A 13,886-nucleotide genomic window follows, 5' to 3' on the forward strand; every position below is an offset into this window, starting at 1 on the left:
CTCCTGGGAAGCGCGGGGGCCGTTCTTCGTGTCCGGTCGGTTCGCCGGGGGACAGGCCCGGCGTACGGCTCCGGGGGACAGGCCCGGGCCGTGGCGCGCTCGGCGGGTGACAGGTCCCGCCGGGCGACTACTCGACCGTGACGGACTTGGCCAGGTTGCGCGGCTTGTCGATGTCGCGGCCCATGGCGAGGGCGGTGTGGTAGGCGAAGAGCTGGAGCGGGATGCCCATGAGGATCGGGTCGAGCTCGTCCTCGTTCTTCGGGACCACGATGGTGTGGTCGGCCTTCTCCTGCGGCTGGTGCGCGACCGCGAGGATGCGGCCGGAGCGGGCCTTGATCTCCTCCAGCGCGGCGCGGTTCTTCTCCAGCAGGTCGTCGTCGGGGACGATCGCGACCGTCGGCAGGGCCGGCTCGATGAGGGCGAGCGGGCCGTGCTTCAGCTCGGAGGCCGGGTAGGCCTCGGCGTGGATGTAGGAGATCTCCTTCAGCTTGAGGGAGGCCTCCAGGGCGACCGGGTAGCCCCGGACGCGGCCGATGAACATCATCGACTGGGCGCCGGCGTACTCGGTGGCGAGGCGCTTGATCTCGTCCTCGTCCTTGAGGATCTCCTCGATCTGCGCGGGCAGCTTGCGCAGGCCCTCGATGATCCGCTTGCCGTCGGTGACGGACAGGTCGCGGATGCGGCCGAGGTGCAGGGCGAGGAGCGCGAAGGCGACCACCGTGTTGGTGAAGCACTTGGTGGAGACGACGCAGACCTCGGGGCCGGCGTGGACGTAGACGCCGCCGTCGGCCTCGCGGGCGATGGCGGAGCCGACCACGTTGACCACGCCGAGGACGCGGGCGCCCTTGCGCTTGAGCTCCTGGACGGCGGCGAGCACGTCGTAGGTCTCACCGGACTGGGAGACGGCGATGTACAGCGTGTCGGGGTCCACGACCGGGTTGCGGTAGCGGAACTCGGAGGCCGGCTCGGCGTCGGCCGGGATGCGGGCCATGCCCTCGATGAGGGAGGCGCCGATCAGACCGGCGTGGTACGAGGTGCCGCAGCCGAGGATCTTGATGCGGCGGATGGTGCGGGCCTCGCGCGGGTCGAGGTTGAGGCCGCCGAGGTGCACGGTGGAGAAGCGGTCGTCGATCCGGCCGCGCAGCACGCGGTCGACCGCGTCGGGCTGCTCGGAGATCTCCTTGTGCATGTACGTGTCGTGGCCGCCCATGTCGTAGGAGGCGGCCTCCCACTCGACGGTCTCGGGCGTCGCGGTGGTGGACGCGCCGGCGACCGTGTAGGTGCGGAAGTCGTCGGCCTTGAGGGTGGCCATCTCGCCGTCGTCGAGGGTGACGACCTGGCGGGTGTGGGCGATGAGCGCGGCCACGTCGGAGGCGACCAGCATCTCCTTCTCGCCGATGCCGAGGATGACCGGCGAGCCGTTGCGGGCGACGACGATGCGGTCGTTGAAGTCGGCGTGCATGACGGCGATGCCGTAGGTGCCCTCGATGACCTTGAGCGCGTCGCGGACCTTGTCCTCGAGGGTCTCGGCCTGGGAGCGGGCGACGAGGTGGGTGATGACCTCGGTGTCGGTCTCGGAGGCGAAGACGACGCCGTCGGCCTCCAGCTTGGCGCGGAGCTCCTGGGCGTTGTCGACGATGCCGTTGTGGACGACCGCGACCTTGTTCTCGGGGTCCAGGTGGGGGTGCGAGTTGTGGTCGCTCGGGGCGCCGTGGGTGGCCCAGCGGGTGTGCGCGATGCCGGTGGTGCCGGAGAAGCGCTTGGGGACGCGGGCTTCCAGGTCGCGGACCCGGCCCTTGGCCTTGACCATCTTCAGCGCCGCGCTCTTCGGGCTGTTGATGACCATGCCGGCGGAGTCGTAACCGCGGTACTCCAGGCGGGCCAGGCCCTCCAGGAGCAGCGGCGCCACGTCGCGCTTACCGATGTAACCGACAATTCCGCACATAAAGGAAACCCCTCCGGTTGGTGATGGTGGTGCTGCTCGGGCCTGGACGGGACCGGGCTAGCCGTAGACGATCCGGCGCAGCTGCCGGAGCGAGAGCTCCGGCGGTGCGACGGCCCGGTGCGGCAGTTCGCCCGCGATCCGTTCGAAGATCTCCGCGTTCACCGCGCCGCCGGACTGGAGCTCCCGGTGGCGGCGGCGGACGAACTCCTCGGTCGTCTCGTCGAAGTACGCCAGCACGTCGAGCACCACCCGGGCGGCCTCACCACGCTGGAGCGCGGTGCTCCGGACCAGATGGTCGATGAGGTCGTCATGGGACGGGCGGCGTTCGAGCACCCATGAATACTGAGGGGTACCCCCCGGTTCCCGCAAGAATCCTGCCCGAAATCGGGCAGAGACCGCATGATCATCGGCCTGGACGCGCTTATTGGTCCAGACCTTGACCCGGAGTGCGGGCGGCGGTACGCATGGTGACCCGCCCGCGCACCCGAAGGGGACCGCCCGTGAGACGGCGCCTGATCGCCCCCGCACTCCTGCTGCTCGCCGCCGTCCTCGGCTGTACGGAGGCGAGCACCGCCGCCCCCGCGCCGGGACCGGCCGCCCTCCCCGCCGCCGAGCCCGAGGTCCGCCCGCTCGGCCGGGTGATCCCGCTCCCCGCCTCCGTCGAGCCCGCCGGCGCCCCGTACGCCCTCACCGCCGCCACCCGGATCGGCGCCTCCGGCCACCCGGGCGTCCGGGCCGTCGCCGAGCAGCTCGCCGCCGCGCTCCGCCCCGCCACCGGCTTCCGGCTCCCGGTCGTCACCGACGGGCCCGCCGACCTCCGGCTCCGCCTCGACCCGGCGGCCACCGCCCTCGGCGACGAGGGGTACGTGCTCCGCTCCGCCCCCGGCCGCCTCACCCTCACCGCCCGCACCCCGGCCGGCCTCTTCCGCGGCGTCCAGACCGTCCGCCAGCAGCTCCCCGCCGCCGTCGAGCGCCGCACCGTCCAGCACCGCGCCTGGAAGATCGCCGGCGGCACCGTCACCGACACCCCGCGCTTCCCGTACCGCGGCGCCATGCTCGACGTGGCCCGCCACTTCTTCACGGTCGAGGAGGTGAAGGCGTACGTCGACCGCATCGCCCTCTACAAGTACAACGCCCTGCACCTCCACCTCACCGACGACCAGGGCTGGCGCATCGCGATCGGCTCCCGCCCGGCGCTCACCGCCGTCGGCGCCGCCACCGCGGTCGGCGGCGGGCCCGGCGGCTTCTACACCCAGGACCAGTACCGGGAGCTCGTCCGCTACGCGTCCGCCCGGCACATCGAGGTGATCCCCGAGATCGACATGCCCGGGCACACCAACGCCGCCCTCGTCTCCTACCCGGAGCTGAACTGCGACGGGAAGGCCCCGAAGCCGCACACCGGCATCGAGGTCGGCTTCTCCACCCTCTGCGCCGGCAAGGAGGTCACGTACGCCTTCGCCGACGACGTGCTGCGCGAGATCGCCGCCCTCACCCCCGGCCGGTACGTCCACATCGGCGGCGACGAGGCGAGGTCCACCAGCGCCGCCGACTACCGCACCCTCATGGACCGCCTCCAGCCGCTCGTCGGGAAGCACGGCAAGCGGGTCATGGCCTGGCACCAGCTCGCCGCCGGCGCCACGCCCGTGCCCGGCGCCGTCCTCCAGTACTGGGGACTGGACCGCACCACGGCGGAGGAGAAGGAGAAGGTCGCCGCGGCGGCCCGGGCCGGGGCGGGGATCGTCGTCTCGCCCGCCGACCGGGCGTACCTCGACATGAAGTACGAGCGCGGCACCCCGCTCGGCCTCGCATGGGCCGGCACCGTCTCCGTCCGCAGGGCGTACGAGTGGGACCCGGGCACGTACCTCCCCGGCGTCCCGGAGAGCGCGGTCCGCGGCGTCGAGGCCCCGCTCTGGACCGAGACCCTGTCCACCCCCGCCCAGCTCGACTTCATGGCCTTCCCGCGGCTGCCCGGCCTCGCCGAACTCGGCTGGTCCCCGGCCGGCGGCCGCGACTGGGACACGTACAAGGAGCGCCTCGGCGAGCAGGCCCACCGCTTCGAGGCCCTCGGCGTCGACTGGTACCGCTCGCCGGAGGTGCCCTGGCCGGCCGGGCGGTGACGGACGATCAATTCCGGGCGGGACCCCGAGGTTTCGTATAGCCTCCTTCGGCTCGACGCCTCCGTGAAAGTGGGTACTCCATGACCTCCACCACCCCCGCGACCGCCCCCATCAGGGTCGGCGTCGTCGGCGCGCACGCCGAGCGCGGCTGGGGGCGCGCGGTGCACCTGCCCGCGCTCTCCGCCCTGCCCGCGTACGAGATCACCGCCGTCGCCGGCACCAGCGAGGAGTCGGCCCGGGCCGCGGCGGAGGTCTGGGGCGCCGCCCACGCCTTCACCGACCCGTCCGCGCTGATGGCCCACCCCGACGTCGACCTCGTCGTCATCGCCGTCCAACTGACCGCCCGCGACGGCCTGGTGGACGCGGCCCTCGCGGCCGGCAAGCACGTCTACTGCGAGTGGCCGCTGGCCCTCACCGCCGGCTCGGCGGCGGACTTCCGGGACCGGGCGGACGCGGCGGGGATACGTCACGCGGTCGGCCTGCAGAGCCGCCACCACCCGGCCGTCCTGCGGCTGCGCGAACTGATCGCGGAGGGGCGGGTCGGTGACGTCCTGTCCGCCTCCCTCACCTACTCCCTGTCCTCCCCGGAGGTCTGGTCGCAGCGGTACGCGGCGCTGTTCGACGCGACGAAGGGGGTCAACCACCTCGCCGTCGTGTGCGGGCACTCCCTCGACATGTTCCGTTCCGCCGTCGGCGACTTCACCGAGCTGTCGGCGACGCTGGCGACCCGCATCGGCCACGTCACGCTGGAGGAGACCGGCGAACGGATCGAGGTCACCTCGCCCGACCAGATCGTCGTCGGCGGCCTCCTGGAGTCCGGTGCGGCGGCCTCGGCCCACTTCATGACCGGCGGCCCGGCGGGGGCCGGCTTCCGCATCGAGGTCCACGGCCGGACCGGCCGCCTGGTCCTGACGGCCGCCGACGAGTCCCTGGTGGGCCCCGAACTCACCCTGCACGCCGCCGACGGCACCGGAGCCCCGGTCCCGGTCCCGCTCCCGGCCCGCCGCGCACTCCCGGACGCGCCGGTCCCCGTCGCCAACGTCGCCGAGGTCTACACGGACCTGGCCGCCGCCATCCGCACCGGCACCCCGCTCACCCCCGGCTTCGACACCGCCACCACCACCCACCGGCTCCTCGACGCGATCCGCGAGGCGGCGGAGACGGGCGTCCGGCAGTACCTGAAGTAGGCCGCACGGCGGGGGAACGACAACGCGGGCCCCGGCGGAGGACCGTACTCCGCCGGGGCCCGCGTCGGTCTCGGGGCCGTACCCGTCAGGCGAACCGCGCGATCGGGTTCACCAGGTCGCCGACGAGCTGGAGCGCCGCCGACGGGTCCGCCAGGTCGACCATCTGCTTGTTGTTGCGCAGCTGGAGGCGGTTGAGGGCGGAGAGGGCGAAGGTCTCCGCGAACATGTCGTACTGCGCGAAGCGGTCCGCCAGCTCCGGCCTGGAGTCCTGGTAGCCCTTCACGGACTCCGCGACCGTCCGCCAGAAGACGTCCTCGTCGACCGTGCCCTCCGCCGCCAGGGTCGCGCCCAGGAAGCGGAAGAAGCAGTCGAAGACGTCCGTGAAGACGGAGAGCAGCTTCATGGACTCCGGGACCTCGGCGCGGATCCGCTCCACCGCCGGCGGGAGGACCGCCTGCGGGTCCATCACGCAGATCTCCTCGGCGATGTCCTTGAAGATCGCCCGGTCGACCGCGCCGCGCTCGTCCAGGACCAGGATCACGTTCTCGCCGTGCGGCATGTAGACCAGGTCGTAGGCGTAGAAGCAGTGCAGGATCGGCAGCAGGTAGGCGTCGAGGTACTTCCGCAGCCACTCCTCGGGCGCCAGGCCCGAGTCCTTGATCAGCGCGCCCGCGAAGGACGCGCCCGCGTGGTCGACGTGCAGCAGCGAGGCCATCGTCGCCAGCCGCTCGCCCTCGGCGAGCCGCTCCACCGGCGACTCGCGCCACAGCGCCGCCAGCATCTTGCGGTACGGCGAGTAGCGGTCCGTCGCGGCCTCGTACTCCAGGTGCCGGTAGCCGGCCGCCGCCCGCTCCCGGATGATCGAGAAGCGGGCCGCCCCGAGGACGGAGTCCGACTCGATCAGCTGCGCCAGCCAGTCGTTGATGGCCGGCGTGGCCTCCATGTACGCGGCCGAGAGGCCCCGCATGAAGCCCATGTTGAGGACCGACAGCGCGGTCTTCACGTAGTGCTTGGCCGGGTCGGCGGTGTTGAAGAAGGTACGGATCGACTGCTGCGCCAGATAGGCGTCGTCGCCCTCGCCCAGGTACACCAGGCGCTGCTGCGCCACCTCGGCGGCGAAGGTCACCGACAGCTTGTTCCACCACTGCCAGGGGTGGACCGGCATGAGGAGGTAGTCGGCGAGGTCCAGGCCGCGCTCGGCGAGGATTCCGGCGTACCGGTCCACGGCCGCGTCGCCCAGCTCGGCGCGGATGAAGGTCTCGTACTCGATGCCGGCGCCGGCGGTGAAGGCGGCCCGGTCGCGGCGGGCGGCGAGCCACACCAGGTGGATCGGGCTCGCGGCCTCGGGGGCGTAGGCGCGGTACTCGTCGACGCCGAAGCCGAGGCGGCCGTTGTTGGCGACGAAGCAGGGGTGGCCCTCGGTCATCCCCGTCTCGATGGCCTGGAAGTCGGCGCGGGCCAGCTCGGCGGCGGTGATCCGCGGCTTGGTCGCCTTGTAGGCGGTGCCGGCCAGGGTGGAGGAGATCTCCTCCAGGTAGACCGGCAGGATCTCGTCGCTCAGGCCCAGTGCGCCGCGCAGCTCGGTGACGAACTGGAGGGCGTCCAGCGGCAGCTGCTCGTCGCCCCGGTGGCGGCTGATCGACTCGGGGTAGACCTGCCAGTGGTCGAGGGCGAACCGGTCCGCCGTGAAGCGGTACTCGGTGGCGCCGTCGTCGCTGAGCACCCGGTAGCGGGACTCGCCCAGCTCCTGCGGGTTCAGCAGCCGCTCGTGGGCGAACTCGGCGAGGCCCTTGCGGATCAGCGCGCGGTTGGCGGCGGCCCAGCGCTCGGGGGTGAGGTGCGCGACGGCGTTCATATGAGGGCTCCGACGGCGGTCTCGAACTGGGCGCGGGTGCAGAAGCTCAGCAGGGCCTTCTTCTCCGGCTTCTGGATCTCGCGCTCGGGCACGAAGCCGACGGCCTCGTTGAGGGCGTGGACGGCCTTGTTGCGGACGTCGGGCTCGACGACCACGCGGGCGGTCGCCGGGTCGGCGAACAGCTCGGCCATCACGGCCGTGATCACCTTGCGCGTGAAGCCGTGCACGGGGGTGTCGGTGGGCGCGACGAGGAAGTGCATGCCGACGTCGCCGGGCTGCGCCTCGTACAGGCCGACCAGCTCCACCCGGGCGGGGTCGTACCGCTCCATGAGGAAGGCGGGCTCCCCGTCCACGAGGCCGATGAAGGCGTCGTGGTGCGGGTGGGCGGCGATCTCCATGTAGGCGCGCTCGACGTCCTGGAGCTTCGCGTCCTGCATCATCCAGAACGCGGCTTTGGGGTCGGTGACCCAGGGGTGGATCAGCTCCGCGTCCTTCAGCGGGTCGAGGGGTCGGATCTGGACGGTCATACGGCGAACTCCTGGAACGCGATGGTCTTCTCTACGGGGTAGTACTCGGACCCCAGCATCTCGCCGATGATGTAGGCGTTGCGATACGCCCCCATGCCCAGGTCGGGCGAGGTGATCGAGTGGGTGTGGACGCCGGCGTTCTGGAGGAAGACCTGGCGGCCGGTGGTGTCGACCGCGTAGTTGCGGGCCACGTCGAAGCGGCCCTGGCCGTCGAAGCGCAGCCGGTCCCTCAGCGGCTCCAGGAAGGCGGGGACGGCGTACTTGTAGCCGGTCGCGAGGATCAGGCCCTCGGTCTCGATCTCGTACTCCTTCTCCTGCTCCTCCTGGCGGAAGCCGAGGGTGTACGTGCCGCCGGTCTCGTCGTACGAGGCCGTGCGCAGCGCGGAGTTGGTGAGCAGCCGGGTGGGGACGGGGCCGGCGAAGTTCTTCTGGTAGAGCAGGTCGAAGATGGCGTCGATGAGGTCGCCGTTGATGCCCTTGAAGAGGCCCTTCTGCTGGGACTCCAGGCGGTAGCGGGTCTCCTCGGGGAGGCCGTGGAAGTAGTCCACGTACTCGGGGGAGGTCATCTCCAGGGTGAGCTTGGTGTACTCCAGCGGGAAGAAGCGCGGGGAGCGGGTCACCCAGTTGAGCTTGTAGCCGTGGACGTCGATCTCCGACAGGAGGTCGTAGTAGATCTCGGCGGCGGACTGGCCGCTGCCGACGATGGTGATCGACTTCTTGCGCTGGAGGGCTTCCTTGCTCTGCATGTAGCGCGAGTTGTGGATGAGGTCGCCGCCCAGCCCCTGGCAGGAGTCCGGGAGGTGGGGCGGGGTGCCGGTGCCGAGGACGATCCGGCGGGCCCGGTACGTCTCGCCGGCCTCGGTGGTGACGACGTAGACCTCGCCGGCCTCGTCGTGGGCGACGGAGGCGACGGTGGTGGAGAAGCGGATCGAGGTGACCCGGTCGGCGGCCCAGCGGCAGTAGTCGTTGTACTCGGCGCGCAGCGGGTAGAAGTTCTCGCGGATGTAGAACGAGTAGAGCCGGCCCTTCTCCTTCAGGTAGTTGAGGAAGGAGTACGGCGAGGTGGGGTCGGCGAGGGTCACCAGGTCCGACATGAACGGCGTCTGGAGGTGGGCGCCTTCGAGGAACATGCCCGAGTGCCACTCGAAGCCCGGCTTGGACTCCAGGAAGAGGCCGTTCAGTTCCTCGATGGGTTCGGTCAGGCAGGCGAGTCCGAGGTTGAACGGACCGAGCCCGATCCCGATGAAGTCGTGGATCTCAGCGATCTCAGGCGTGGACAAGGTTCTCTCCCAGGTACTGCTCGGCGTGGCCGGCGATCAGATCGAGGACGGCGGCGATGTCGGACACCGTGGTCTCGGGGTTGAGCAAGGTGAACTTGAGGTACTGGCGGCCGTCGACCTTGGTGCCGGCGACGACGGCCTCGCCCGAGGCGAAGAGCGCCTTGCGGGCGTAGAGGTTGGCCCGGTCGATCTCGGCGGGCGAGGTGACGGCCTCGGGGACGTAGCGGTAGACGAGGGTGGAGAGCTGCGGCTCCACGACCACGTCGTAGCGGGGGTCGGCGGCGATCAGGTCGTGTCCGGCGGCGGCCAGGTCGCAGACCTCGTCGAAGAGCTCGCCGACGCCGTCGGCGCCCATGACGCGCAGGGTCATCCAGAGCTTGAGGGCGTCGAAGCGGCGGGTGGTCTGGAGCGACTTGTCGACCTGGTTGGGGATCTGCTCGGCCACGGTGCGCCGGGGGTTGAGGTAGTCCGCGTGGTAGGTGGCGTGGCGCAGGGTGGACCCGTCGCGGACCAGCACGGCGGAGGAACTCACCGGCTGGAAGAAGGACTTGTGGTAGTCGACGGTGACGGAGGCGGCGCGCTCGATGCCGTCGAGGAGGTGGCGGCGCTTGAGCGAGGCGAGCAGTCCGCAGCCGTAGGCGGCGTCGACGTGCATCCAGGCGCCGTACTCCTCGGCGAGGGCGGCGATCTCGGGGAGCGGGTCGATGGAGCCGAAGTCGGTGGTGCCGGCGGTGGCGACGATCGCCATCGGGACGAGGCCCTCGGCGCGGCAGGTCTCCAGTTCGGCGGCGAGGACGACGGACTGCATCCGCTTGTTCTTGTCGACCGGGACGGAGACGACGGCGTCGCGGCCGAGGCCGAGGAGGGTGGCCGACTTCTGGACGGAGAAGTGGCTGCACTCGGAGGAGAAGATGCGGAGCTTCGACAGGTCGGTGGTGCCGGCCTCCTCGCGGGCGAGCAGCAGCGCCTGGAGGTTGGACTGGGTGCCGCCGCTGGTGAAGATGCCGTCGGCGAGCGGGCCGAGGCCGATGCGGGCGGCGGTCCAGTCGATGAGCTTGCGCTCGATGAGGGTGCCGCCGGCGGACTGGTCCCAGGTGTCGAGGGAGGAGTTGACCGCCGAGAGGACGGCCTCGCCGAGGACGGCGGGGATGACGACCGGGCAGTTGAGGTGGCCGAGGTAGCGGGGGTGGTGGAAGTAGACCGCGTCGCGGAGGTAGACGTCCTCCAGCTCGTCGAGGGCGGCGGAGGCGTCACCGAGGGGACGGTCGAGGTCCACGGCGTCGATGACGGGCGCCAGTTCGGCGGGGGTGACGCCGGTGAACGGGCCGCGCGTCGTGGCGAGTTTCCTCGCCACCCGCTCGACCCCTTCGGTGACGGAGCGTCGGTAGCTCTCCGCCGTCGTGTCGTTGAGCAGGTGCGAACGCATGTGGGGGCCCTTCCGGGATGAGGGACGCGGTCTACAACCGGTGATGTCTAGGTAAGGTTAGCCTAACCTAATTTTGTACGACAACGGCCCCCCAACCGGTGAAGGTTGAGGGGCCGTGAAGTGACGTGCGGAAGCGTTACGCCCCGGTCTGCGCCGGGGCCTCGTCCCGCTCGGCGTCCTGCGTCGTCTCGTCCGGCACCTCGCGCAGGGCGTCCTCCGACAGCCCCTTGCGCCAGTAGCCCACGAACGTCACCCGGCGCCGGTCGAGCCCGCGCTCGCGCACGAAGTGCCGCCGCAGCGCCTTGACCGCACCGGACTCGCCCGCGATCCACACGTACGGCGACTCCCCGGGCAGCTCCTCGCCCGCGATCGCCTCCAGACCGGAGGGCGCGCCCTCCTCCCGGACCAGCCAGGTGACCGTGGCGTCGGCCTCCGTGGCCGGCTCCATCCGGTCGCCGGAGTACGGCACTTCGAGGAAGACCCGGGCCCGGGTCTCGGCCGGCAGCCACTCCAGGATCGCCGAGGCGGCGGGCAGCGCCGTCTCGTCCGCCCAGATCAGCACCGAGTCGGCGCCCTCCGGCAGCCGGAAGCGGACACCGGTGTTGTCGGCGACCGCCGGGCCGAGCACGACCACCCGGTCACCGGGCTTGGCGTGCTGCGCCCAGCGGCAGGCCGGGCCGCCGTCCTCGTGGACCGCGAAGTCGATGTCGATCTCGTCCCCCGGCTCCGTGCGCTGGGCGCGGACGGTGTACGAGCGCATCACGGCCCGGACGTCGTCGGGCATGGCCCGCCAGGCGCCGAGGATCCCGTACATGTCGGGGTCGTCCAGCGGCGGCAGGACCGGGGCCTCCTGGCCGGGGTGCGGCAGGAAGAGCGAGAGCGACTGGTCGCGCCCGCCGGCGGCGAAGCCCTTCAGCTCCTCGCCGGTCGCTCCCGTGAAGGTGACGCGGACCAGCGACGGGCCGAGCCGCCGTGTCCGGTCGACCTGGAGGGAGAAGAACTGGAACGGGGCGGTCTCGGCGTTCGTCATCGGGTCAGGACACCTTCTTCGCGTTCTCCAGGGCGGTGGCCAGGTCCTCCAGGAGCGGAGCGCACTTGGCGTAGGAGTAGACCGGCTCGGTCACGCGCGGGAAGACCTGGCCGGCCTTGACGGCGGGCAGCGCGGCCCAGGTCGGCTTGGCCTTCAGCTGCTCCGGCTGGAGGGTGCCGGTGCGGTTGTCGAGGAGGATGACGTCGGCCTTGTACTTGTCGACGTTCTCCCAGCTGAGGAGCTCGAACCAGCCGGACGGGTCCAGCTTCGTCGGGACGACGATGTTGATGCCCAGCTCCTGGAAGAAGAGCGTGTCGGTCGGGCGGACCGGGGTGGAGACGTAGAAGGTGTTCGGGTCGCCGGAGCCGATGAGGACCTTGATGTCCTTCTTGCCCTGGGCGACCTTGCGCAGGCGCTCGGCGGCGGCCTCGAAGCGGGCCTTGTCCTTCTTGACCTGCTCGCTCTGGACGTCGGCACCGAGGGAGGCGGCGAGGTCGGCGTGGCGCTGGAGGACGGACGGCATGGACCGGCCGGAGGCCCACAGGGCGACGCTGGGGGCGATCTTCAGGATCTTGGCCTTCTGCTCCTCCGGCACGTACCAGAGGGCGTCCTTCTCCCACATGTCGGTGATGAGGACCTCGGGCTGGAGCTTGAGGTACTCCTCGATGTTGAACTCGCCCCAGACGTTGCCGATGACCTTCACCTTGGTGATGTCGAGGTCGCCGGCCTGGACGTCGGCCTTCTTCGCCTTGGTCTTCGGGTCCTCGACGTAGGTCGGACCGAAGACGCCGGTGACCTCGACGCCGAAGTCCTTGAGGGCGGCGGCCATGCCGGTGAAGGCGACGATGTTCTTCGGCGTCGACTTGGTCTTCACGGTCTGGCCGCGGTCGTCCTTGAACTCCCAGGAGCCGGACTTGGCGGAGGCGGACGAAGAGGAGCCGGTGCTCTTCTTCTTGTCGCCGTCACCGCAGGCGGCGAGCACGGCGCCGAGCCCGAGGGCGCCGCCCGCGGCGAGGATGCCGCGGCGGGTGAGGGAAGTGGCTCGGGCGTTGCTGGGCATGGCGTGGTCGCTTTCGATACGTGCCGGGGTCGGCCTGGGCAAGTCGAGGGTAGGTTAGCCTAACCTCACACCGATCAACAGAGTCGGGTCGCCGAGGGGTGGATCACACTGCCGCCGGGGTACGCGGCGGGTACGCGGACAGCAAGGAGCCCGCCACCCCGGTGCCGGGCGACGGGCAGACGTCCATGCCGTTTCGTACGGACAGGAAACCCCCTCTCCGCGAGGGCAGGTGACGATCGCGCCCGCCGCACACGGTTCGGTGCGGCGGGCGCGGGGGAGGGGGCGGCGGGTCTCAGCCGCCGATGCCCAGTTCGCGGGCGATCAGCATGCGCTGGACCTCGCTGGTGCCCTCGCCGATCTCCAGGATCTTGGAGTCGCGCCACATGCGGGCGACCGGGTACTCGTTCATGAAGCCGTAGCCGCCGTGGATCTGGGTGGCCTCGCGGGCGTTGTCGACGGCGACCGTGGAGGAGTACAGCTTGGCGATGGCCGCCTCCTTCTTGAAGGGTTCGCCCAGGACCAGGCGGGAGGCGGCGTCGCGCCAGCCGATGCGGGCCATGTGGGCGCGCGTCTCCATGTCGGCGATCTTGAACTGGATGGCCTGGTTGTCGGCGATCGGCCGGCCGAAGGCGTGACGTTCCTTCGCGTACTTCACCGACTCGTCGACACAGCCCTGTGCGAGGCCGGTGGCGAGGGCGGCGATGGCGACCCGGCCCTCGTCGAGGATGCGGAGGAACTGGGCGTAGCCGCGGCCCTCCTCGCCGAGGAGGTTCTCCACCGGGACGCGGACGTCGTCGAAGGACAGCTCGCGGGTGTCCGAGGCGTTCCAGCCGACCTTCGAGTACGGGGCGGCGACGGTGAAGCCCGGGGTGCCGGACGGGACGATGATCGAGGAGATCAGCGGGCGGCCGTCGGGCTTGCGGCCGGTGACCGCGGTGACCGTCACCAGGCCGGTGATGTCGGTGCCGGAGTTGGTGATGAAGCACTTCGAGCCGTTGATGACCCAGTGGTCGCCGTCCCGGACGGCGGTGGTGCGGGTGCCGCCCGCGTCCGAGCCCGCGCCCGGCTCGGTGAGGCCGAAGGCGCCCAGCATCTCGCCGGCGCAGAGCTTGGGCAGCCACTGCCGCTTCTGCTCCTCGGTGCCGAAGAGGTGCAGCGGCATGGCGCCGAGGGAGACGCCCGCCTCCAGGGTGATGGCGACGGAGGAGTCGACGCGGGCCAGTTCCTCCAGGGCGATGCCGAGGGCGAGGTAGTCGCCGCCCATGCCGCCGTACTCCTCGGGGAACGGCAGGCCGAAGAGGCCCATGCGGCCCATCTCGGCGACGATCTCGTACGGGAACTCGTGCCGCTCGTAGTAGTCGCCGATCTTCGGCGCCACCACGTCGTGGGCGAACTGCTCGACGGTGCGGCGCAGTTCCTGGTGCTCCGCGGAGAGCCGGTGGTCGAGGGACATGGTGAT

General features: G+C 71.1%; 11 protein-coding genes. 2 read left to right on the forward strand and 9 right to left on the reverse strand.

The window, feature by feature from the left end; all coding sequences use genetic code 11:
• Window positions 1-127: 127 nt before the first annotated feature.
• The gene (glmS, locus tag ACFW1I_RS09025; protein WP_319011375.1) at window positions 128-1,945 is read right to left on the reverse strand and encodes a glutamine--fructose-6-phosphate transaminase (isomerizing); all 1,818 of its coding nucleotides are present in this window, start codon (window positions 1,943-1,945) and stop codon (window positions 128-130) included.
• Between the two features lie 57 nt (window positions 1,946-2,002).
• Complete coding sequence (locus ACFW1I_RS09030; RefSeq protein WP_030493927.1) at window positions 2,003-2,278, reverse strand: hypothetical protein; 276 nt, start codon at window positions 2,276-2,278, stop codon at window positions 2,003-2,005.
• A gap of 131 nt (window positions 2,279-2,409) precedes the next feature.
• On the opposite strand from ACFW1I_RS09030, the gene ACFW1I_RS09035 reads away from it, so the two are divergent.
• Together ACFW1I_RS09035 and ACFW1I_RS09040 are read left to right on the forward strand one after the other, a co-directional pair.
• On the forward strand, window positions 2,410-4,062 hold the full coding sequence (locus ACFW1I_RS09035) for a beta-N-acetylhexosaminidase (protein ID WP_384667758.1): 1,653 nt from the start codon (window positions 2,410-2,412) through the stop codon (window positions 4,060-4,062).
• An 80-nt stretch (window positions 4,063-4,142) separates the two neighbouring features.
• The gene (locus ACFW1I_RS09040) at window positions 4,143-5,249 is read left to right on the forward strand and encodes a Gfo/Idh/MocA family protein (RefSeq protein WP_384667760.1); all 1,107 of its coding nucleotides are present in this window, start codon (window positions 4,143-4,145) and stop codon (window positions 5,247-5,249) included.
• Window positions 5,250-5,334: 85 nt separating this feature from the next.
• Here ACFW1I_RS09040 and ACFW1I_RS09045 read toward each other — a convergent pair whose 3' ends face one another.
• The 7 genes from ACFW1I_RS09045 to ACFW1I_RS09075 all read right to left on the reverse strand — a co-directional run bounded on the left by ACFW1I_RS09045 (window position 5,335) and on the right by ACFW1I_RS09075 (window position 13,880).
• On the reverse strand, window positions 5,335-7,104 hold the full coding sequence (locus tag ACFW1I_RS09045) for an IucA/IucC family protein (protein WP_384667763.1): 1,770 nt from the start codon (window positions 7,102-7,104) through the stop codon (window positions 5,335-5,337).
• On the reverse strand, window positions 7,101-7,631 hold the full coding sequence (locus tag ACFW1I_RS09050; protein WP_384667766.1) for a GNAT family N-acetyltransferase: 531 nt from the start codon (window positions 7,629-7,631) through the stop codon (window positions 7,101-7,103). The genes ACFW1I_RS09045 and ACFW1I_RS09050 overlap by 4 nt, the downstream gene beginning before the upstream one ends.
• A complete protein-coding gene (locus ACFW1I_RS09055; protein ID WP_384667769.1) occupies window positions 7,628-8,911 on the reverse strand; it encodes a lysine N(6)-hydroxylase/L-ornithine N(5)-oxygenase family protein in 1,284 nt (427 codons plus the stop codon). The genes ACFW1I_RS09050 and ACFW1I_RS09055 overlap by 4 nt, the downstream gene beginning before the upstream one ends.
• Window positions 8,898-10,337, reverse strand: a complete 1,440-nt coding sequence (locus ACFW1I_RS09060; protein ID WP_384667772.1) for a pyridoxal phosphate-dependent decarboxylase family protein — start codon at window positions 10,335-10,337, stop codon at window positions 8,898-8,900. The genes ACFW1I_RS09055 and ACFW1I_RS09060 overlap by 14 nt, the downstream gene beginning before the upstream one ends.
• A gap of 136 nt (window positions 10,338-10,473) precedes the next feature.
• Window positions 10,474-11,367, reverse strand: coding sequence for a siderophore-interacting protein (locus ACFW1I_RS09065; RefSeq protein WP_384667774.1), 894 nt, complete (start codon window positions 11,365-11,367; stop codon window positions 10,474-10,476).
• Window positions 11,368-11,371: 4 nt separating this feature from the next.
• On the reverse strand, window positions 11,372-12,427 hold the full coding sequence (locus ACFW1I_RS09070; RefSeq protein WP_384667777.1) for an ABC transporter substrate-binding protein: 1,056 nt from the start codon (window positions 12,425-12,427) through the stop codon (window positions 11,372-11,374).
• A 292-nt stretch (window positions 12,428-12,719) separates the two neighbouring features.
• Window positions 12,720-13,880 carry an acyl-CoA dehydrogenase family protein gene (locus ACFW1I_RS09075; RefSeq protein ID WP_384667779.1) on the reverse strand — a complete coding sequence of 387 codons (1,161 nt, stop codon included), beginning with the start codon at window positions 13,878-13,880 and terminating at the stop codon, window positions 12,720-12,722.
• Window positions 13,881-13,886 lie beyond the last annotated feature (6 nt).

The organism is Streptomyces sp. NPDC058955 (genome assembly GCF_042741435.1).
Taxonomy (GTDB): Bacteria; Actinomycetota; Actinomycetes; order Streptomycetales; family Streptomycetaceae; genus Streptomyces.